The sequence below is a fragment of the Erythrobacter epiphyticus genome (assembly GCF_034653295.1).
GTDB lineage: Bacteria > Pseudomonadota > Alphaproteobacteria > Sphingomonadales > Sphingomonadaceae > Erythrobacter.
Genome location: NZ_JAYEEU010000010.1, coordinates 104,626 through 124,332, shown reverse-complemented (window position 1 = coordinate 124,332; position 19,707 = coordinate 104,626). Strand labels below are relative to the sequence as shown.

The 19,707-nt window shown below is 63.8% G+C and carries 28 protein-coding genes; 18 read left to right on the top strand and 10 right to left on the bottom strand.

The annotated features are described in order from the left end of the window. The first annotated feature begins 42 nt into the window (after positions 1–42). Together SOQ14_RS13810 and SOQ14_RS13805 are read left to right on the top strand one after the other, a co-directional pair. Complete coding sequence (locus SOQ14_RS13810; RefSeq protein WP_322898704.1) at positions 43–852, top strand: SDR family oxidoreductase; 810 nt, start codon at positions 43–45, stop codon at positions 850–852. Positions 853–929: 77 nt separating this feature from the next. Continuing rightward, entirely contained in the window at positions 930–1,604 is a 675-nt protein-coding gene (locus SOQ14_RS13805) for an aquaporin (RefSeq protein WP_322898703.1), read from the top strand. On the opposite strand, the gene gmk is transcribed toward SOQ14_RS13805, so the two are convergent. From gmk to SOQ14_RS13790, 3 genes are read right to left on the bottom strand one after another with little or no spacing between them, the layout of a single operon-like run. Further along, entirely contained in the window at positions 1,601–2,251 is a 651-nt protein-coding gene (gene gmk, locus SOQ14_RS13800; protein WP_322898702.1) for a guanylate kinase, read from the bottom strand. The two genes, SOQ14_RS13805 and gmk, sit on opposite strands and share 4 nt — an antisense overlap. Before the next feature lie 60 nt (positions 2,252–2,311). After that, on the bottom strand, positions 2,312–2,740 hold the full coding sequence (locus SOQ14_RS13795) for a hypothetical protein (protein WP_322898701.1): 429 nt from the start codon (positions 2,738–2,740) through the stop codon (positions 2,312–2,314). A gap of 11 nt (positions 2,741–2,751) precedes the next feature. Beyond that, entirely contained in the window at positions 2,752–3,240 is a 489-nt protein-coding gene (locus SOQ14_RS13790) for an SspB family protein (protein WP_322898771.1), read from the bottom strand. A gap of 99 nt (positions 3,241–3,339) precedes the next feature. On the opposite strand from SOQ14_RS13790, the gene hisB reads away from it, so the two are divergent. The 14 genes from hisB to pal all read left to right on the top strand — a co-directional run bounded on the left by hisB (position 3,340) and on the right by pal (position 12,084). Continuing rightward, entirely contained in the window at positions 3,340–3,957 is a 618-nt protein-coding gene (gene hisB / locus SOQ14_RS13785; RefSeq protein ID WP_322898700.1) for an imidazoleglycerol-phosphate dehydratase HisB, read from the top strand. Beyond that, positions 3,950–4,246: a YciI family protein gene (locus SOQ14_RS13780; RefSeq protein WP_322898699.1), complete on the top strand. Its 297-nt coding sequence runs from the start codon at positions 3,950–3,952 to the stop codon at positions 4,244–4,246. Before hisB ends, SOQ14_RS13780 begins: the two co-directional genes overlap by 8 nt. After that, positions 4,239–4,865 carry an imidazole glycerol phosphate synthase subunit HisH gene (gene hisH, locus SOQ14_RS13775; RefSeq protein ID WP_322898698.1) on the top strand — a complete coding sequence of 209 codons (627 nt, stop codon included), beginning with the start codon at positions 4,239–4,241 and terminating at the stop codon, positions 4,863–4,865. Before SOQ14_RS13780 ends, hisH begins: the two co-directional genes overlap by 8 nt. Beyond that, positions 4,862–5,590: a 1-(5-phosphoribosyl)-5-[(5-phosphoribosylamino)methylideneamino]imidazole-4-carboxamide isomerase gene (gene hisA, locus SOQ14_RS13770; protein WP_322898697.1), complete on the top strand. Its 729-nt coding sequence runs from the start codon at positions 4,862–4,864 to the stop codon at positions 5,588–5,590. Before hisH ends, hisA begins: the two co-directional genes overlap by 4 nt. Before the next feature lie 14 nt (positions 5,591–5,604). After that, positions 5,605–5,895, top strand: coding sequence for a hypothetical protein (locus SOQ14_RS13765; protein WP_322898696.1), 291 nt, complete (start codon positions 5,605–5,607; stop codon positions 5,893–5,895). Further along, on the top strand, positions 5,892–6,653 hold the full coding sequence (gene hisF / locus SOQ14_RS13760) for an imidazole glycerol phosphate synthase subunit HisF (protein ID WP_322898695.1): 762 nt from the start codon (positions 5,892–5,894) through the stop codon (positions 6,651–6,653). Before SOQ14_RS13765 ends, hisF begins: the two co-directional genes overlap by 4 nt. 101 nt (positions 6,654–6,754) lie before the next feature. After that, the gene (locus SOQ14_RS13755; RefSeq protein WP_322898694.1) at positions 6,755–7,072 is read left to right on the top strand and encodes a phosphoribosyl-ATP diphosphatase; all 318 of its coding nucleotides are present in this window, start codon (positions 6,755–6,757) and stop codon (positions 7,070–7,072) included. A gap of 4 nt (positions 7,073–7,076) precedes the next feature. After that, complete coding sequence (locus SOQ14_RS13750) at positions 7,077–7,457, top strand: histidine triad nucleotide-binding protein (protein WP_322898693.1); 381 nt, start codon at positions 7,077–7,079, stop codon at positions 7,455–7,457. A gap of 97 nt (positions 7,458–7,554) precedes the next feature. Further along, complete coding sequence (locus SOQ14_RS13745) at positions 7,555–8,016, top strand: YbgC/FadM family acyl-CoA thioesterase (protein ID WP_322898770.1); 462 nt, start codon at positions 7,555–7,557, stop codon at positions 8,014–8,016. A gap of 8 nt (positions 8,017–8,024) precedes the next feature. Then, positions 8,025–8,753, top strand: coding sequence for a protein TolQ (tolQ, locus tag SOQ14_RS13740; RefSeq protein WP_322898692.1), 729 nt, complete (start codon positions 8,025–8,027; stop codon positions 8,751–8,753). Between the two features lie 95 nt (positions 8,754–8,848). Beyond that, positions 8,849–9,295, top strand: coding sequence for an ExbD/TolR family protein (locus tag SOQ14_RS13735; protein ID WP_322898691.1), 447 nt, complete (start codon positions 8,849–8,851; stop codon positions 9,293–9,295). Positions 9,296–9,353: 58 nt separating this feature from the next. Next, positions 9,354–10,109: a cell envelope integrity protein TolA gene (gene tolA, locus SOQ14_RS13730; RefSeq protein ID WP_322898690.1), complete on the top strand. Its 756-nt coding sequence runs from the start codon at positions 9,354–9,356 to the stop codon at positions 10,107–10,109. Between the two features lie 2 nt (positions 10,110–10,111). Continuing rightward, positions 10,112–11,515 (top strand): Tol-Pal system beta propeller repeat protein TolB, encoded by a 1,404-nt coding sequence (gene tolB / locus SOQ14_RS13725; protein WP_322898689.1) that lies wholly within the window; start codon positions 10,112–10,114, stop codon positions 11,513–11,515. A 53-nt stretch (positions 11,516–11,568) separates the two neighbouring features. After that, the gene (gene pal, locus SOQ14_RS13720; protein WP_322898688.1) at positions 11,569–12,084 is read left to right on the top strand and encodes a peptidoglycan-associated lipoprotein Pal; all 516 of its coding nucleotides are present in this window, start codon (positions 11,569–11,571) and stop codon (positions 12,082–12,084) included. Positions 12,085–12,127: 43 nt separating this feature from the next. On the opposite strand, the gene SOQ14_RS13715 is transcribed toward pal, so the two are convergent. After that, positions 12,128–12,289 carry a hypothetical protein gene (locus SOQ14_RS13715; RefSeq protein ID WP_322898687.1) on the bottom strand — a complete coding sequence of 54 codons (162 nt, stop codon included), beginning with the start codon at positions 12,287–12,289 and terminating at the stop codon, positions 12,128–12,130. A gap of 147 nt (positions 12,290–12,436) precedes the next feature. Here SOQ14_RS13715 and SOQ14_RS13710 point away from each other — a divergent pair, with 147 nt between their 5' ends. Then, positions 12,437–12,970: a J domain-containing protein gene (locus SOQ14_RS13710; protein ID WP_322898686.1), complete on the top strand. Its 534-nt coding sequence runs from the start codon at positions 12,437–12,439 to the stop codon at positions 12,968–12,970. Here SOQ14_RS13710 and SOQ14_RS13705 read toward each other — a convergent pair whose 3' ends face one another. The 5 genes from SOQ14_RS13705 to pdeM all read right to left on the bottom strand — a co-directional run bounded on the left by SOQ14_RS13705 (position 12,971) and on the right by pdeM (position 18,334). Continuing rightward, a complete protein-coding gene (locus SOQ14_RS13705) occupies positions 12,971–14,443 on the bottom strand; it encodes a metal-dependent hydrolase family protein (protein ID WP_322898685.1) in 1,473 nt (490 codons plus the stop codon). Between the two features lie 57 nt (positions 14,444–14,500). Continuing rightward, a complete protein-coding gene (locus tag SOQ14_RS13700; protein WP_322898684.1) occupies positions 14,501–15,337 on the bottom strand; it encodes an SDR family NAD(P)-dependent oxidoreductase in 837 nt (278 codons plus the stop codon). 34 nt (positions 15,338–15,371) lie between these two features. Then, a complete protein-coding gene (locus SOQ14_RS13695) occupies positions 15,372–16,796 on the bottom strand; it encodes an SLC13 family permease (RefSeq protein ID WP_322898683.1) in 1,425 nt (474 codons plus the stop codon). Between the two features lie 209 nt (positions 16,797–17,005). Next, complete coding sequence (gene infC, locus SOQ14_RS13690; RefSeq protein WP_322898682.1) at positions 17,006–17,524, bottom strand: translation initiation factor IF-3; 519 nt, start codon at positions 17,522–17,524, stop codon at positions 17,006–17,008. Positions 17,525–17,623: 99 nt separating this feature from the next. Then, positions 17,624–18,334 carry a ligase-associated DNA damage response endonuclease PdeM gene (gene pdeM, locus SOQ14_RS13685; RefSeq protein ID WP_322898681.1) on the bottom strand — a complete coding sequence of 237 codons (711 nt, stop codon included), beginning with the start codon at positions 18,332–18,334 and terminating at the stop codon, positions 17,624–17,626. Positions 18,335–18,437: 103 nt separating this feature from the next. Here pdeM and hemF point away from each other — a divergent pair, with 103 nt between their 5' ends. Continuing rightward, entirely contained in the window at positions 18,438–19,295 is an 858-nt protein-coding gene (gene hemF / locus SOQ14_RS13680) for an oxygen-dependent coproporphyrinogen oxidase (RefSeq protein ID WP_322898680.1), read from the top strand. Positions 19,296–19,302: 7 nt separating this feature from the next. On the opposite strand, the gene SOQ14_RS13675 is transcribed toward hemF, so the two are convergent. Then, entirely contained in the window at positions 19,303–19,701 is a 399-nt protein-coding gene (locus tag SOQ14_RS13675; RefSeq protein WP_322898679.1) for a type II toxin-antitoxin system death-on-curing family toxin, read from the bottom strand. Positions 19,702–19,707: the final 6 nt, after the last annotated feature.

Genomic DNA, 19,707 nt, shown 5'->3' with positions numbered 1-19,707 from the left:
GGGTCCCGGATCAACTCCGGGACGGGGATGGAGAATTATTACATGGACATTCAATCACTTTTCAGCCTCGAGGGCCGCGTCGCCCTTGTCACCGGCGGGAGCCGCGGGATCGGCAAAATGTTCGTCGAGGGCCTGCTCGCGGCGGGCTGCGCGCGGGTCTATATCTCGGCGCGCAAGGCCGACCAGATGCAGGCGACCATCGACGAATTCGGCGCCGACAAGGTCATCGGCATTCCCGCCGATCTTAGCCAGATGGACGGCATGGTCAGCCTCGCCAACGAGCTGAAGGCGCGCGAGAGCCACCTCGACATCCTCATCAACAACGCGGGCGCCGCCTGGGGCCAGCCCTATCTCGAATTCTCCGAGGCCGGCTGGCACCGCACGATGGATCTGAACGTCAAGACGCCGTTCTTCCTGACGCAAAAGCTGCATGATCTGCTGGTCGCAGGCGGCAAGCAGGGCCACCCGGCCAAGGTGATCCACGTTTCTTCGATCGATGGCCAGCGGATCAATCCGTGGGAGACTTACGCCTATCAGGCATCGAAGGCCGGCGTGATCCAACTCACCCGCCGCATGGCCGCGCGGCTGATTCAGGACAATATCGTCGTCACTTCGATCGCGCCGGGGGCCTTCCCGTCAGAGATGAACAAGGCCGCCAAGGATGCGCCTGACGCTTCAGCGAGCGGTATCCCGGCGAAGCGCATCGGCACCGCCGAAGACATGGCCGCCGCCGCGATCTATCTGTGCAGCCGCGCGGGCGATTACGTGGTGGGCGAGACGCTCACGGTCGATGGCGGGGTTGTCAACGCCCATCTGCCGAGCCACTTTGCCGATCCGGGCGGCAAGGCCTAAGACCACGCACAAGACCGGTTTTCGAGGGGGGAACAGAGGATGAAGCGCAGCTATCTTGCAGCAGCGGGCGTGACCGCGTGATTGGGCGCCTGCTGGCCGAAGCGCTCGGCACCTTCTTCCTGTTTGCGACCGTGATGGGCGCGGGCATCATGGCGGATAATCTGGCGGGCGGGAATGTCGCCGTTGCGCTGATCGGCACGACCTTGCCGATTGGCGCGATCCTCTATGTCATCATCGTGATGCTCGGCCCGGTCTCGGGCGCGCATTTCAATCCGGTGGTGACGCTGGTGTTTCGCCTGCGCGGCGAGATCGAAAATGGCGTGGCGCTGGCCTATGTCATCACGCAGGTCGCCAGCGGCATTCTGGCCGCCTTTGCGGTGCACCTGATGTTCGATCTGCCGATCCTGCAAGTGGCCGATACGCCGCGCACCGGTATCGGCCAATGGGCGGGCGAGGTGGTGGCGACGTTTGGCCTGATCCTGACAATCCTTGCCACCTTGCGGGCTCGGCCTGATGCGGTTCCGATCAGCGTTGCGCTTTATATCTTCGCCGCCTGCTGGTTCACCTCGTCGACCAGCTTCGCCAACCCGGCAATCACGATTGCGCGCAGCTTCACTGATACCTTCACCGGCATTGCGCCCGCCGATATCCCGGCCTTTGTGATTGCGCAGATTGCGGGCGCGCTGTTGGCGATGGGTGTTGCCGCCGTGCTGTTTGCGGGCGGCGGCGAGAGCGCGGGCGAGGCGGCCTAGGCCATCAATTCGCGCACGAACGGGATCAGCCCCGTTTGCCGCTGGCGCTTCATGCGTTCGGCTTCGAGGATCGCATGAACCTTTTCAAAGCAGACCTCCACATCATCATTGATGATGACGTAATCATAGCCGTCCCAATGGCTGATTTCGGCGCGGGCGCGCTCCATACGTGCGGCGATCACCTCGGCGCTGTCGGTCGCGCGGTTTTTCAGGCGGCGGTGCAATTCCTCGATCGAGGGCGGCAGGATGAACACCCGCACCACATCCTGCTGGTCTTTCTGGTAAAGCTGCTGGGTGCCCTGCCAGTCGATATCGAAAAGGAAGTCCTGCCCTTCCTTCAGCGCGGCGCGGATCGCGCCCTTGGGCGTGCCATAGCGGTGGCCGAAGACTTCGGCCCATTCGTAGAAATCATCCTCGTCCACCATGCGCTGGAAGTCTTCCGGCGAAACGAAGGAGTAATGCACCCCGTTGATCTCGCCAGGACGCGGTGCGCGGGTGGTGACCGAGACCGACAGCTTGATCTCCTGATCGGCGGCCAGCAGCATCTTGGAGAGCGTCGTCTTGCCCGCGCCCGACGGCGAGGACAGGATGAACATCAGGCCCCGGCGGTGGAGCGTATCGGCTGCGGTGTGATTGGTGTCGCCCATAGGCCCCGTTGCCGCAAAGCACCGCCACAAATCAAGCGCGCAATTGCGCCTGCCGTGCCATCAGCGCTGCTTGCCCTTCCGCCGCAAGCCGATGCGGGGCAGCACGCGGCCGCCGCGCGCCTCGATGCTCTTGCCGCGATCATAGAGTGCTTTGAGCACCAGCCCGCCCGCAACGATGGCAAGGCCAGCGGGCGAGCGGGTCGCGATCCGGCTGATCCCGTAAAGCGCGACCGTGGTCAGCAGACCCGAGGAGTCGACCAGTTCTTCGGCCTTTTCCTCGTCATAGGTTTTGGTGATCATCCCCCGTTCGACGCGTTCGCGCACCAGATCGCCGGCTGCTCTCAGGACAATATCGGCAATCAGGAAATTGGTTGCAGGATTGGTGCTGGGGAGAGGTACTCCCGCAAGGCCTGCGTCAGTCCCGGTCTCGGGTGTTGCAGCGGGTTCGGCCGACTTGCTCTTGGCCCGGGATCGTGCGGGGCGCTTCATCGGCGTCGGGCCTATTTCTTGCGCCCGAAATCAATGCTGACGACGTTGGAGTCCCCATCGCTTGCGCCATCGGGCGAATCGCCGTCATTTTCGGCATCATCATGGGCTTCGGGTTCAAGCTCGTTGACGGTGGCCTGGAATTGCAGCCCGAAATCGACCGCCGGATCAACGAAAGCCGTGATCGCGGCAAAGGGGATTTGCAGCTTGGCCGGCACCTGATTGAACGACAGGCTGACATTGAAGCCTGCCTCGCCCACTTCGAGATCCCAGAACTTGTTCTGCAACACGATGGTCATCTCGTCGGGGAAGCGTTCGCGCAGATGGGTCGGGATCGCCACGCCCGGCGCGCCTGTCTTGAAGGTGATGTAGAAATGATGCGCGCCCGGCAATTGCCCGCCGCCGGAGACGATCGAGCCAAGCACCCGGCCGACCACCGCGCGCAGCGCTTCCTGCACGATTTCATCATAGGGGATCAGGCTGTCGGGCGTATTGTCGGTCATGATGTGACGATAGGTGGCGGGGAGCGCCGCGCTGGTCAAGCCTTTCTGATGGCGCATGCGCTGCTTGATATGGCGGCGCGCGGGGCTATAGCGCCAGCCATGGCCGAGACTCACGATATCCCCGCGCGCACCGGATCGGTGGAGCGCAACACGGCGGAAACCCGCATCGCGATTGCCGTCAATCTCGATGGCACCGGGGCCTACAGCGTCTCGACAGGGATCGGCTTTCTCGATCACATGGTCGAACAATTCAGCCGCCATTCGCTGATCGATGTGACGATGCAGGTCGAAGGCGATCTGCATGTGGATCAGCACCACACCACCGAGGATTCGGCGATTGCGCTGGGGCAGGCGATTGCGCAGTCGCTGGGCGACAAGGGCGGGATCGGACGCTATGGCACCGCCTATTCGCCGATGGACGAGACTTTGAGCCGGGTCGCACTCGATATTTCCGGGCGGCCCTTTCTGGTGTGGAAGGCCAAGTTCACGCAGGAAAAGCTCGGCGAATGGGATACCGAGCTGATCGAGCACTGGTTCCATTCGGTCGCCCAGAGCGCGGGGCTGACCCTCCATATCGAACTGCTCTACGGCACCAATAATCACCACATCTGCGAGAGCATCTACAAGGGCTTTGCCCGCGCGATGCGGCAGGCCGTGGAACGCGATCCGCGCAAGGGCAGTGCCATCCCGAGCACCAAGGGGCAGCTGGGTGGCTAGCATCTTTATCGCCTCGCTGACCTATACGGCGCCGATCGCGCATATTGACGCGGTGCTGGCCGAACATCTCGACTGGCTCAAGGCGGGATATGAAGCCGGGCATTTCCTTGCATGGGGCCCGCGCGAACCGCGCGATGGCGGCCTGATTTTCGTCAAGGCCGCCAGCCGCACCGAGGCTGAAGCGCTGCTGATGAGCGACCCGTTCATGCTCCACAAACTGGCCGATCTCGCCATCATCCAATGGACCCCGCGCTTTGTCGGTGCAGGGCTGGAGGCCTTCGGTGGCTGAGGTTGTCGCCCTTGTCGATTACGGTGCGGGCAACCTCCACTCGGTCCACAATGCGCTGAAGGCGGCAGGCGCAGCGGTGACAGTGACGGCGGATCCCTATGTCGTGCGCGCGGCTGACCGGATCGTGCTGCCCGGCGTCGGTGCGTTCCGTGCCTGTGCGGAGGGCCTGCGCGCTATTCCCGGCATGGTCGATGCGATGACCGAGCGGGTGCAGGTGGGCGGTGCGCCGTTTCTCGGCATTTGTGTGGGGATGCAATTGCTGGCGGATTGCGGCTTGGAATTCGGCACGCATCCCGGCCTCGGCTGGATTGCGGGCGAAGTCCGGCTGATCGCGCCTGCCGATGCCAGCATCAAGGTGCCGCATATGGGCTGGAACGATGTGGCCCTGATGCCCCATGCCAAGCATCATCCGGTGATCGAGGAGGGCGAGGCCTATTTCCTCCATTCCTATCACTTCGCCGCCGCCCATCCCGGCGATGTCGCCGCGATGACCGATCATGGCGAAGGGCTGGTCGCCGCGGTGGCGCGCGACAACATCCTCGGTGTGCAGTTTCACCCGGAAAAGAGCCAGGCTTACGGGCTGGCGACCCTCCGGCGCTTTCTGGAGTGGTATCCGTGATCATCTTCCCTGCCATCGATTTGAAGGGCGGCCAGGTCGTCCGCCTCGCCGAAGGTGATATGGACCGCGCCACGATCTACGGCGATGATCCCGCCGCGCAGGCGATGATCTTCGCCGATGCCGGGGCCGAGCACCTCCATGTGGTCGATCTCGACGGCAGCTTTGCCGGCGAAAGCCGCAACCGCGCGGCGGTCGAGGCGATCATCGCCGCCTTCCCCGGCTATGTGCAGCTCGGCGGCGGTATCCGCGATGCGGCGGCAGTGGAAAGCTGGTTCAACCTCGGCGTGGCCCGCGTGGTGATGGGGTCCGCCGCGCTCAAGAACCCCGAATTCGTGAAAGACATGGCGCGCGAATGGGAAAATGGCATCGTCGTCGCGGTCGATGCGCGTGACGGCATGGTCGCGACCGAGGGCTGGGCGGAAGTCTCCGATGTGCCCGTGGTTGATCTGGCCCGCCGCTTTGAAGACGCGGGCGTCGCCAGCCTGCTGTTCACCGATATTGGCCGCGACGGGCTCCTCAAGGGCGTGAATATCGAGGCGACGGTCGATCTCGCGCGCCGCGTCGACATCCCGGTGATCGCCAGCGGCGGGGTGAAGGGGCTCGATGATATCCATGTGCTCGCGCTCCATGCCGCGGACGGGATCGAAGGCGTCATCACCGGGCGGGCGCTCTATGAAGGGCGGCTCGATCTGGCGGCGGCCATCGCCATTGGCGCAAAGGCGTAGGGCGCATGCGGTTGATGGGCTTTCTTTTCCTGTGCCTCACGTTCCTTGCAGGCGTGACGGTTGGCACGGTGGAGATTGCGCTGATCAACGTTGTCCTGTTCCTCGGATTTGCCCTGCTCGCGGTGCGATATCTGGAGCCGCGCTTTGGCCGGAACGGGCTGGTTTACGGCATGGCCGGGGCCTTTTTCGCCAGTTTCATGTGGCCGGCCGGGATCATGCTGGCGCGCGATGATGCGGGCTGTCAGGGTGACAATTGCCTGCCGCCGGTTTCCCCGTCCGTCCCGCTGTCGAGCGCTGCGCAATGACCGTCCGTATCCGCGTCATCCCCTGCCTCGATGTCGCCAATGGCCGCGTGGTCAAAGGCGTGAACTTCGTCGATCTCAAGGACGCGGGCGACCCGGTCGAACAGGCGCGCGCCTATGATGCGGCAGGCGCGGACGAGCTGTGCTTTCTCGATATCTCCGCCAGCCACGAAGGGCGCGGCACTTTGCTCGACATGGTGCGGCGCACGGCCGAGGTTTGCTTCATGCCGCTGACCGTCGGCGGCGGGGTGCGCAGTGCCGAGGATGCGCGCGCGCTGCTGCTGGCGGGCGCGGACAAGGTGGCGGTCAATTCCGCAGCGGTCGCCCGGCCCGAGCTGGTCGGCGAGATCGCCGCCAAGTTCGGCAGCCAGTGCGTGGTCGCCAGCGTGGACGCGCGCCGCACCCCGCGCGGGAACTGGGAGATCTTTACCCATGGCGGGCGCAAGCCGACCGGCATCGACGCGGTCGAATATGCACTGAAGGTCGCCGACTTGGGGGCGGGCGAATTGCTCGTCACGTCGATGGATGGGGACGGGACGCAGAAGGGCTATGACCTCGCCCTGACCCGCGAAATCGCCGATGCGGTCAGCGTGCCGGTGATTGCGAGCGGCGGGGTCGGGAGCCTTGATCACCTCGTGGCCGGCGTGCGCGAAGGCCATGCCAGCGCGGTGCTTGCCGCCAGCATCTTCCACTTCGGCCACCACACCATTGCCGAGGTGCACGCCGCGCTGCGCGCCGCGGGCTTGCCTGCGCGCGGTTGAATTCCTGTCATTGCGAGCGTAGCGAAGCAATCCAGAGTCCAGCGCATTTCCGTTCTGGATTGCCACGCGCCTGCGGCGCTCGCAATGACGAGAATTGATACGTGTCCGAAACCCTTACCCGTCTCGAAGCCGCCATCGCCGCACGCCGTCATGCCTCGCCCGAGGAAAGCTACGTCGCGCACCTCCATGCCAAGGGCCTTGGCAAGATCGCGCAGAAGCTGGGCGAGGAAGCGACCGAAACCGTCATCGCTGCGCTGATGGGTGATGAGGTTGATGTTGTTGCCGAAGCGGCGGATCTGGTGTTCCATCTGCTCGTGCTGCTCGGCGCCAAGGGGGTGAAGCTCGAACAGGTGATCGCCGAACTCGAACGGCGCGAAGGGCTTTCGGGGCTTGCCGAAAAAGCTGCCCGCAAGGAGTAAACCGATGCCGATCAACCCGACATTGCCTTACGATGACAACAACATCTTTGCGAAGATCCTGCGCGGCGAAATCCCTTCGAAAAAGGTCTACGAAGATGATTGGGCCTTTGCTTTCGAGGACATCAATCCGCAGGCCGAAGTACACACGCTGGTGGTGCCCAAGGGGCGCTATGTCAGCTGGGATGATTTTTCCGCGCGCGCGCCTGATGCCGAGATCGCCGGTTTCATCCGGGCCGTGGGCGAAGTGGCGCGGATGAAGGGGCTGGTTGAATCCGGGTACCGCCTGCTTGCCAATGTCGGCTTTCACGCCGGGCAGGAAGTGCCGCATCTCCACGTCCACATCTTCGGTGGTGAGCCTTTGGGGCCGATGATCGCGCGGAGATAGGGTTTGGCTCTTTCGCTTGGGCGCCAACTATGAAACGTTCATCGGCGCTTCACCCTGGGGCGGCTTTGGCCAATCCGATGCAATCGAGCTTGATATCATGATCCTGCCCGCCGCGCCTGATGGCGTCATTGACGGCCCACGCCACCTTTATGCGGTGCGGGTCTATTATGAAGACACCGATCTTTCGGGGATCACCTATCACGCCAATTACCTGCGCTGGTTCGAACGCGCGCGGTCTGATCTGTTGCGGCGGCTGGCGATTAATCAGCGCGCCGCGATCGAGGCGGGCGAGGGGGCCTGGGCCGTCGCCGAGGCGAACCTCAAATACCTCAAGCCCGCGCGGCTTGATGATGACATTCTCATCACCACCACCTGCACCGAACTGGGTGCTGCCTCATGCCGGATGCATCAGATCGCAAAACGGGTTGGAGCAGGCGGAGAAGAGCCGCTATGCGAGGCCCATCTGCGGGTCGGCTTCATTTCGCTTGAAGGACGCCCGCGCCGTCAACCCGCTGCCTGGCAGGCGGCATTCCGCCAATTCATGAACAGCCAAGGATAATCGCCCCCGTGTCGCTCCCTCTCCTCGCTGCCACTGCTCTCGATCTCGCTTCGGTTTCTGCGGCAGGCGCACCGACCCGGCTCGATCCGGTCGAACTGTTCCTGCAGGCCGATATCATCGTGCAGGCCGTGATGGTGGGCCTGATCCTCGCCAGCGTCTGGGTGTGGATGATCATCGTGTCGTTCAGCCTCAAGATCGGCAAGCTCGCGGCGCTCTCGCGCGATTACGAAGCCGAATTCTGGGAAGGCGAGACGACGGACAAGGCGCTTGCCAAGCAGCAGCGCCGCGAAATCCCGGCGGCGCGGGTCGCTGCGGCGGGGTTGGATGAATGGCGCAAGTCCACCGCCAAGCCGCCGGTCGATCGCGGCGGTGCCCGCCAGCGGATTGCCTCGGTGATGGAAAGCCAGGTTGCCGAAGAAGCCGATGCGCTGTCGGCGCGGCTCAATTTCCTCGCCACCACCGGATCGGTCGCGCCGTTTGTCGGCCTGTTCGGCACGGTGTGGGGGATCATGAACAGCTTCTTCCAGATCGGCGCGCAGCAAAGCGCCTCGCTCGCGGTCGTTGCGCCGGGGATCGCCGAAGCGCTGTTCGCCACCGCGATCGGCCTGTTTGCCGCGATCCCGGCGGTGATTGCCTATAACCGCTTCAGCAATCAGGTGAACCTGTTCGAAGCCCGCCTGCAACGCTTTGCCGACAAGGTGCATGCCGGGCTCAGCCGCGAATTGGACCGGGCATGAGGGGTAAGCACAAGATCCGTTCGCCTCGCGCGCAGTCGAGAGGCAGGTACAGGCGTGTCTCGACTTCGCTCGACACGAACGGGGAAGGGTAAGCCATGGCCATGAACCTTTCATCCGGCTCCCGTCGCGGCAAGCGCTCCCGGCGCGGTGCGATGGCTGAAATCAACGTCACGCCGCTGGTCGATGTGATGCTGGTGCTGCTGATCATCTTCATGGTCACCGTGACATTGCCCGCAGTCGGCGTGCCGCTCGAACTGCCCGAAAGCCGCGCCAACCCGGTTGAGGAAACCCCGCAGCAAGTCACGATCTCGATTGATGCGGCTGGCACCATCTACATCGAGGATGCGCCGGTCACTCCGGGCGGCTTTGCCGATGCACTCGCGGCGCTTGATCGCGGCAGCGATGGCAAGGCCCCGCTGATCGTGCTGCGCGGCGACAAGAGCCTCGATTACGGCCGGGTGATGCAGGTGATGGGCGAGTTGGGGCGCGCGGGCTTTACCTCGATCTCGCTGGTCACCAGCGGTTCAGTGACGGCGCCCTAAGCGGCAGGATATCATGGCAGAGCGTGCGCTTCAGCGAGAGGAAAGGATTGGCCTGGCGGTGGCCGTGCTGCTCCACGGCGCGCTGGTCGCGGTGCTCTTGCAACAGGCGATGCGGCAGGAAGTGCTGACCTTTCCCGAGCGCATGGATGTAAGCCTTGTCGGCGAAGTCGGGCTGGAATCCGCTGCGCGTGAGCCGGTGCCGGAAAGCCGTCAGTCGATTGCCCCGACGCTGGGCGAAGAAGCTCCGCCCCCGGCTGAGAGAGTGCCGTCACCGCCCCAGCCCGAACGGGCAAAGGTTTCGCCGCAGCCCAAGCCGAGCAGCGCACCACAGCAGCGTACTCCCGCGCGGCCCAACCCGCGCGCGTCGAGCACGCCTGCGCCGCGTGCCACGCCCACCACCGCTGCACGCACGGGCGGCAGCCGGATCGGCGATGATTTCCTGTCGGGGCAGGGCAGTTCCTCCCGTACGGATGAAACCCGCGCCCCGGCGGCCGTCTTTGGCGCTTCGGATCGCGCAGCGCTGTCCTCTGCGATCACCCGCCAGATCCGCCCGCACTGGAATGCGCCGTCCGGGGCGGATGCGGAAAAGCTTGTCTCGGTGGTAAGCTGGGATCTCAACCGCGATGGCACGCTCAAAGGGCGTCCGCGCTGCCGCGTCGAACAATCGAGCATTACGGATTCGAACCAACCGCAGGCATCGCTGCATTGCGAGCGCGCCATCCGCGCGGTGCAATTGGCTGCGCCCTTTGATCTTCCCGACCAGTTCTACGATCGCTGGAAAGCGCTTGAATGGTATTTCGACAGAAGGCTGTAACGATGAAACGCATGATATGGCTTCCCTTGATCGCTCTGGTGCTGGGTACCGCGGCACAGGCGCAGGATCTGGGCGCGCCGGTGGGCGAGGGCGGGCGCGTGGAGCGCATTCAGGTCGCCCCGACCGAGGCGACCGATGGCCCGTTGCGCGGCACTGTCACCGACGAATCCGATTGGTCGGATATCGGGATCGCAATCCCTGCCTTTGCCACAGATCGCAACCGCGAGACCCCGGCCAATGCCGAAGGCACGGGCGCGCTTGGCCGCGAGATCGCCCGTGTCATTACCGCCAATCTCAGGAATAATGGCCTGTTCAAGCCGGTTGGCCCCGATAGCTTGCCGGCCCCCAGCTTCCCGCAGATCACCTCTCCCGCATGGACAAGCTGGAGCGGCCGCAGCGCCGAAATGCTGGTGCATGGCTATGTCCAGGCCCGCAATGATGGCCGGCTGGTGGTCGGCTGCTATCTCTACGATGTCTCGCTCCAGAGCGAGTTGGTCCGCGAGGGCTGGGTCGTGCCGCCGGCCGATTGGCGCCGCGCTGCGCACAAGTGCTCGGACGTGATCTTTGCGCGGCTGACTGGCGAAAGCCCGTTCTTCGATAGCCGGATTGCCTATATTGCGGAAACCGGCCCCAAGGATGCGCGGGTCAAGCGGCTCGCCATCATGGACAGCGACGGGGCAAACCACCGCTTCCTCACGCTGGGCAGCGCTACCGCGCTGACCCCGCGGTTTTCGCCCGACTATTCGAAGATCCTCTACCTCTCCTATGTCGATGGCAACCCGCGGATCTATGTCTACGACATCGGCACCGGCAAGCAGACGCTGGTGACAGAAAACCGTAATCCCACCATCGCGCCGCGTTGGTCACCCGATGGCCGCTCGATCCTCTATTCAATGTCGGTTTCGGGCAATACCGATATCTACACCGTGCCTGCGACGGGTGGTGCGAGCCGCCGTCTGACCGATGCACCGGGGATTGATGTGGGCGGCAGCTTTTCGCCCGATGGCAGCAAGATCGTGTTCGAAAGCGACCGTTCGGGCTCGCAGCAGTGCTATATCATGAACGCCGACGGGTCGAACCAGCGCCGCATCAGCTTTTTCGGTGGCCGCTGCGCGACCCCGGAATGGAGCCCGCGCGGTGATCAGATCGCCTTCACGCGGATCGCCGGCGATTTCAACGTCGCGGTGATGAACACCAGCGGCGGCGGGATGCGCGTGCTCACCAAGGGCTGGCAGGACGAAGCGCCGACCTGGGCACCCAATGGCCGGATCATCCAGTTCTTCCGTACCGAACGCAATTCGGGCCGTTCGGGGATCTGGCAGGTTGATCTCACCGGGCGCAATGAACGCCGCCTGCCGACGCCGGTTGATGGTTCTGACCCGGCATGGGGCCCGATCCGGCCATAATTTTGTCCGTTTTTTGCTTATGAGAACCCCCGCAAATCTGAAAGGAACCCCCGATGAATAAGAAGCTTGCTACAGTTTTGCTGCTCGCTTCCGCCACCACGCTGGCGGCCTGTGCCAAAAAGGCGCCCGAACAACTGCCGCCCCCGCCAGTGTCGAGTGGTGGAGAGCAAACTCCGGCACCCACCACCCCGATGGGTCCGCAGGTTGGCTCGCAGGAGCATTTCCGCAATGCGGTGAATGGCCAGACGGTGATCTATTTCGATCTCGACCGTTTCAACATTTCCAGCACCAGCGCTGCGACCTTGCAGGCCCAGGCGCAGTATTTCGCGCAGTATCCGCAGCTTACCTTCACCATCGAAGGCCATGCCGATGAACGCGGCACCCGCGAATATAACCTCGCGCTGGGTGAACGCCGCGCCAATGCGGCCAAGAACTACCTCACCAGCCTGGGCATTGCCCCCAATCGCATCGCCGTGGTGAGCTATGGCAAAGAACGCCCGGTGGCTCTCGGCTCGGACGAACAGTCGTGGGCGCAGAACCGCCGCGCAGCGAGTGTGATGATCCGCTGAAGCAGCCGCGCGTGCCGGGCTATCGGCACGCGGCTAGCAGCACTTAGTCAAGCAGGCCGGGCAGAGGCTCGGCCTGCACGCTGACGAGAGCGGGGGCCGCCAGCCCATTGTCGCCGCCCGTCATGTCGCGCGCGGTGGTGACGACGCACAGAGCCCCCAGCGCGAACACCGAAAACAGGCTGGAGAGGGTCAGTTGCTGGCTCATCATCGGTCTCGATATCGGGTTTGTGTTGCCCTGCAACATTTCAATTAAAAACCCGTTCCCTCCCATCTCATCGCTTTGCATCGCGCGCCACCTCGCCTAGATTGAGCGCCCTATGCTTTCGACCAACGACATTCAGGCCCTTTTCCGGTGAGCCGCCCGCGCCGTTCCATGGATTGGGGCTTTCCGCGCTGGCGCGGCTATGGCTCGTCGCAGGAAGCCGCCAATATCCGCATCTGTGATCGCCACGGCTGCGACGAGCCGGGCAATTGCCCCGCGCCCAAGGCCCCCAACAGCCGCGAGCGGTGGTATTTCTGCCAGCGCCACGCGGCAGAATACAACGCCAAGTGGGACTACTTCGAAGGTCTCGAAAAGGAAGAAGCTGCGGCGCGTGCCAGTGCCGAACAGCGCGAGAGCGCGGGCTATGCCGAGGCTGCGCATTATGGCTGGGCCGGGTCAGGCGATGGCTCGCGCTCGGCTGACGAAATGCGCGCGCTCGACGTGCTCGGGCTGGAAGCCGACGCGGATTTCACCGCGATCAAGAAGGCCTATCGCGCTCGCGCCAAGTTGGTGCATCCCGATGTGAAGCCGGGTGATGCCGAAGCGGCGAAGCAATTCCAGGCGATCCAGCTCGCGTACGAAGTCCTGCGCGCTGCCGAGGAACGCCGCGAGTGGCGCGGCTGATCACAGCTGCTGTTTGTAAACCCGGCCGCCCTTCATCACCAGCTTCAGATTCGCGGCCGGATCGCCGATGAAATCGAGGCTCTTGGCCGGATCGCCGTCCCACACCAGAAGATCCGCAAGCGCGCCGACTTCGATCACGCCAAGCTTGCCGGGGTAGGGTGACCGCTCGCCTGACATGGCCAGCAATTCTCCGGCCGCGCCTGTCGCCATGCGCAGCGCCTCCAGAGGCGCCATGAAGCGCGTGAGCTTCGCCAATTGCCGCCCCTGGCTGGCCGAGCCGCCGGGGTTCATCAGGATATCGGTGCCGAACGCCATCTTGACGCCTTCGGTCCGGCCTTTCTCGAACGCACGCACTGTGCCCACCGAGACCTGCTGCTGCTTGGCGATCTGGACCGGATCGGTCTTCGGGTTAGCATCCTCATCCGCAAGAAAGGGCTGGATCGACCACCAAGCGCCTTCTGTCTTGATCATGCGGATCGTCGCATCATCGGCGAGCTGGCCATGCTCGATCGAGCGCACGCCCGCGCGCAAGGCGCGCTGGATTGCTTCGGAGGTATAGACATGGCTGCACACATAGGTGCCCCAATCCGCCGCTGCGCGCACGGCGGCACGCATTTCCTCTTCAAGGAATTGCGCCGTGTCGAGCGGATCATAGAGCGAGGATACCCCGCCGCCTGCCATGATCTTGATCTGGCTCGCGCCCTTCATCAATTGCTCGCGCGTGCGGCGGAGCACTTCGGCCTCGCCATCAGCAATCGCGGCCACCCCGGTGCGTTCGGTGTAATCGGCGGGATCGCTGTCCATCCGGGGAAGCGCGTGGATCATGCGGAAATCGCCATGGCCCGAGGTCTGCGAGATCATGGCCCCGCTCGGGAAAATGCGCGGGCCTGCCAGAATGCCGCGATCCGCCGCCATCTTGAGCCCGAAGGCCGGCCCGCCGGTATCGCGCACGGTGGTGAAGCCGCGCATCAGGGTGGCACCCGCTTCCTGCCCGGCAATCAGGTGGATAAGCGCAATATCCTGCGTGAGCGCGGCAAGCTGGCTGACGCTGACGAGCGTCGCGTGCCAATGGCAATCGATCAGCCCCGGCGTAACCGCACGGCCACCGCAATCGATGCGCAGCGCCTCTTGCGGGCCTTCGCCAGCGCCGACAATCGCGCTGATGGTGCCGCCTTCGATCACGATTTCGCGGCCCGCCTGCATTTTCAGGGTGGTGCCGTCAAAGAAGCTGAGATTGGTCAGCACGGTGGGCCGTCCCGGGGTCTGACCATGGGCCAATTGCGGGGCAAGGCCAAAGCCTGCAAACATGCCGAGCACGGCGGCCGTTCCGCCGACAGCCTCGCGCCGCGAAAGATCCGCTTCGATTCGGGCAAAGGCCTGCTGGGTCAGGGGTGATCCGCACAGGCAGGGGTTGATCCATGCAGCGCCCGGTTCCGCCCCGGCGTGATCATACCCGCAACATTCCAAACCCATAAATCTTTTCCCCGTTCAGCTTTGGACGGAGACTATGGCAACAAATCTTACGAAGTCCTAGTCTTTTGGCCCAGCAAAGACTTTGCCTTTGCTGTCGATCTGCGGATCGGGATTGTCGTTCCACCATGCGACATCGCGCCACGGGCGCACATCGACTTCATGGCTCCAGCAATTGCGCGGCTGGTGGGCAAGGTGCCAGTAGGTTTCGGCGAGTGCTGCGGGATCGATCACCCCGTCGGGGCCTTTGCCCGCCTTGAAGGCTTCGTAGTGATCGCCGAGCAGCTTGCCGAGCGTATCGGGCGCATCGACCGCGCCATCCACCACCACATGAGCGACATGCACGCCTTGCGGCGCGTATTCGGCATAGAGCGTCTGGCACAGCATCCGCCGCCCGCCCATCGCGGCAGCGTGGCTGTGCTGTCCGGCATTGCCGCGCATCGCGGCGGTTGCGGAGGTGACCAGCAGCGTGCCATGCTGGCCGTGATCGCGCGCGCGTTCCACCATCAGCGGGAACAGCGCATGGGCCAGCCGGAACACCCCGTAGGTGCCAAGCCGCCAGCCCAGCTCGAAGATGCGGTGCGGGGTATCGGGCAGGCTCCGGTTGCCGATCTGTGCGCCGAGATTGTAGAGCGCGCAAGCAATCGGGCCGATATCGCGCTCTGTCCGGGCGACCAGTTCCTCGATCGCGCCATCGTCTGCGGCATTCATCAAGGTGCCGCTCGCCGATCCGCCTGCGGCCTCGATCGCGGACACCATCCGCTGCAACCCGGCCTCGTCAGACCGGCGGGCCAGCACCGCGTGATAGCCGCCGGCGGCAAAGCGCTGCCCCGCGCTGCCGCCAATCCCGGCGCCTGCGCCAATCACGAGGAAAACCGGTTTGCGGGTGTCCGTCATGCGCTCAATCCTCCCCCCTTTGCACGCGCGCGTCTCATGTCAGCGCGGCGATGATCCACACCACGGTGACGATCAGCACAACGCCTGCAAGATCGAGCACGGCGCCTGCGCTCACCATCCGTTCGATCCGGATGCGCCCTGTCGCCCAGGCAATGGCATTGGGCCCGGTTCCGGCAGGTAGCATGAAACCCCAGCTTGCAGCCAGCGCAGCCGGCATGGCGAGCAGGATCGGATCCGCGCCGAGCGCGACAGTCAGCGCCGCGACAACCGGGATAATCCCGGATGCGGTGGCGACATTGCTCGCAAATTCGGTGATGATGATAACCATTGCGGTCAGCGCGAGGGCGACCACGATCAGCGGGAAATCTTGCAACGGCAAAAGCGCGCCGCCGAGCCATTCGGCCAGCCCTGATACCTGCATGCCCTGCGCCAACGCCAGACCGCCACCGAACATCATGATGATGCTCCACGGGGCGCGCTCGGCCTCGCGCCAGATCAGCAGGGATCGGCCCGTGCCATCGGGGATCAGGAACAGCGCGACGCCCGCAAGGATAGCAATCGTGCCATCGGTCCAGGCGCCGGCCGGCAGCAGCGGGGCGACCAGCGGCTGGGTCATCCAGCCGATGAAGGTGACAAGCGCCACTGGCACCAGCCGTTTTTCCGCCGAACTCCACGCGGTGTGGCTGGCTATCGCTGCCCGTGCGGCAGCCAGATCGAAGGGGTGCTGAGAGACATTCTGGACCCGCGCGATGATCACCGCGGCAAGCGGAATGGCGAGCGCCACAATCGCCAAGCCGAACAGCGACCATTGGGCGAAACTGATGCGGAACCCGGCCATGCTTTCCATCAGGCCGACCGCAATCGCATTGGTGGGCGAGCCGACAATCGTGCCAAGCCCTCCGATGCTGGCGGCAAAGGCAATGCCCATGGGCAGCGCGCCGGAAAGTCCTTCCGTCGGCATGTCCGCTTCGCTTGCGGCGGGGGTGCTGCCCCCATCCAGCACCGCGAGCGCCATCGGCATCATGATCAGCGCGGTTGATGTGTTGGAAATCAGCATCGACAGCAGGGCCGAGGCGATCATGAAGGCGAAGAGCAGGCGCCATGCGCCGCCTTGCGCCCCCACCAGCCGCAGGATCGCAAGGCTGAGGCGGCGGTGCAGCCCGGTGCGTTCGATGGCGAGCGCGAGAAACGCGCCGCCGAGGATCAGGAACAGGATCGGCGAATAATAGGAACTGGCGGTCTGTTCGGCATTCGAAATCCCGCCCAGCGGTATGACGAGGAAGGGCAGCAGGGCCGTCACCGTCAGCGGGACGGCTTCGGTCATCCACCAAGCGGCCATCCACACCACCAGCCCGGCGATAAGCCAGGCGCCTTGCGGCATGCCAGCGGGCGGGACGGTACACGCGACCAGCGCAAAGGCCAGCGGACCCAGCAACAGACCAATGCGGCGCGCTGTCATGGTGTCTGGCGATCCCCATCTCTCATCCGTGGAGGACTATCGGGGGGCGGCGAGGTCGGCAAGCAAAACGGCGAGCCAGCGCTCTGCCGACCCGCCGCTTTCTTGGAATGGTTGCCACCGGATTTTGCCGGTTTGCCCGCAGGCCTTGCGATAGGAGCACCTCAAGGGCACACGCTCGCGCAGCCTGCGATTCTGGCGTGGCTGGCCGCTTACTTGGGCGCCAGCACCATCAGCATCTGACGCCCTTCGAGCCGAGGGAACGCCTCGACCTTGGCGATCTCCGCCACATCGTCCTGAACCTTCTTCAGCAGATCCATGCCGAGATGCTGGTGCGCCATTTCGCGCCCGCGAAAGCGCAGGGTGATCTTCACCTTGTCGCCATGCTCGATGAACTTGCTGACATTGCGCATCTTCACGTCATAATCATGCGTGTCGATGTTGGGGCGCATTTTGACTTCTTTGATGTCCTGCGTTTTCTGCGTCTTGCGCGCAAGATTGGCCTTTTTCTGGGCCTCGTAGCGATACTTGCCGACATCAAGGAACTTGCACACCGGCGGGTCCGCGTTGGGGGACACTTCGACGAGGTTGAGGCCCTTTTCGTTGGCCTGCTCGATCGCTTCGCGGGTGTACATCACACCTAGGTTCTCGCCTTCGTCATCAATGACGCGGACCTTCGGAACCTGGATCATGTTATCAAAACGAGGGCCACTTTTGATTGGCGGGGCCATCGAACGCCGGGGTGGACGGGATATGGGGCTTTCTCCTGTAATAGCCTGTGTGGTCGAGCGCTCCTTAGTCCCAAATCGCGCAGAGCGCCAGATGGAGTCTTACGCCGGTGTGCGTGACAATCCGAAACGCGCGATCTGGCCCTTGGCGGGCACCAGCGCTTCGAGCGTCTTGGCGGGGTGCAACGCGGCGCGGATTTCGGGCGCGGCGGCATCCATGCCGCCGGTGTAGGCCCCGAAAGCGGGCAGGATCATGCGTTCGCCGTCGCCTTTTGCCATCCGTCCGATCACCGCGCAGGGCCGGGCAATCACACGGTTTCTGACCTGCACGCGCAGCTTGGGATGGAAATGGCCCGACAGTTCATGGCGCAGCTCGCCCGGTCGGGCTTCGTGCCGCAGCACGATCCCGCCCAGATCAAGCTCTTGCATCACCGCGCCGCCAAAGCTGCGCGCCATTTGCTCATCGTGGTTGCCGGTGATCCACACGAAATCGAGCGAGCGGATCAAGCCTTCGAGCATGCCCTTGGCAAAGGGTTCAAGCCGCAGCGCACCGGCATCATCGTGGAAATTGTCCCCCAGCGTGATCACACGGCGCGCGCCGCTCGCCTCGACGATATCAGCCAGCCGTTCGAGCGTCGCCCGGCTGTCGTAAGGGGGCAGCATCTGGCCACGCTGGGCATACCAGCTGCCTTTCTCGAGATGCAGATCGGCGACCAGCACGGTGCGTTCCGCCGGCCAATAGAGCGCACGCCCATCGGCCAGGGACATGTCATGTCCGGCAAAGGGCAGTGGGGCGAACGAAACGGGAACCATGCTGCTTTCCTGCCTGCAAACAATCCCCTTGGCAAGTGTATGCGGGGCCTTGTGCGCCTCGCGCGCTCGCCTATGGTAAGGCGCGAATGACGGATGGGGATGTATGACGGATTGGACTGAACACACCGGCCGCGCCAAGGCGTGGTTTGAAAGCCTGCGCGATTCCATTTGTGCCGAATTTGAAGCGATTGAACGCGAGGCGGGATCGGATGCGGCTTTCCAATATACGGCGTGGAACCGCGAAGAATCAGGCAATCCTGACCCGGGCGGCGGGGTGCAGGGCTTGATGAAGGGCAAGGTGTTCGAGAAGGTCGGGGTCAATGTCTCGACCGTGCGCGGCAACTTCGCCAAGGAATTTGCGGGTAACATCAACGGGGCAAGCGCCGACAACCCCGGCTTCAGCGCGACCGGGATTTCGCTGGTGGCGCACATGGCCAACCCGCATGTGCCGGCGGTGCATATGAACACACGCTTCCTCACCACGACCAAGGCGTGGTTTGGCGGCGGCGCGGATTTGAACCCGCCGCTTCCTTATGAAGAGGATACGCAGGCGTTCCATGCCGCCATGCAGGCCGCATGCGATCCGCATGATCCGACCTATTACGAACGCTACAAGAAGTGGGCGGATGATTATTTTTACATCCCCCACCGGCAGGTGCATCGCGGGGTTGGAGGGATTTTCTGCGATCACCTCGAATGCGCGGATGATGCAGGCTGGGCTGCCAATTTCGAATTCATCAAGGATATCGGCAAGCAGTTCCTCGCGGCTTTCCCGGCGATTGTCCGCAAGCGGATGCACACGCCGTTTGATGCCGCGGACGAGGCACAGATGTTCGAATATCGCGGGCGCTATGCCGAATTCAATCTGGTCTATGATCGCGGCACGATCTTCGGGTTGAAGACCGGCGGCAATATCGACGCTATCCTGATGAGCCTGCCGCCGCGCGCGACATGGTCGTGATGGCGGGCTAGCCCGCCGCGACGACCCGTTGCCGGAACCAGTCAGCGAGTTCCTCCTCGGAGAGTTCGCCAGCGGCAAGGGCGATGAAAGCGGCGGCCACTTCGGCGTCGCTTGTGGTCGGCATGTCATAGCCGTTGAGGACAAGAAAGGTCTCGCTGATCACCGCAGCAGTGCGCTTGTTGCCATCGGCAAACGGATGGTTGCGCGCAATCCCGTAGGAATAGGCTGCGGCAAGCTGGGCAACATCAGGATTGCCATAGGAAGCAATCTGCTGCGGCCGCGCCATCGCACTTTCCAGCAAAGCCATATCGCGCACACCGTCCAAGCCGCCGTGCTCGGCCAATTGCTCGCGATGCGAGGCCTGCGCCACGGAGGTGACGATCCAGATCCATTGTGACGTGGTCACCGGACG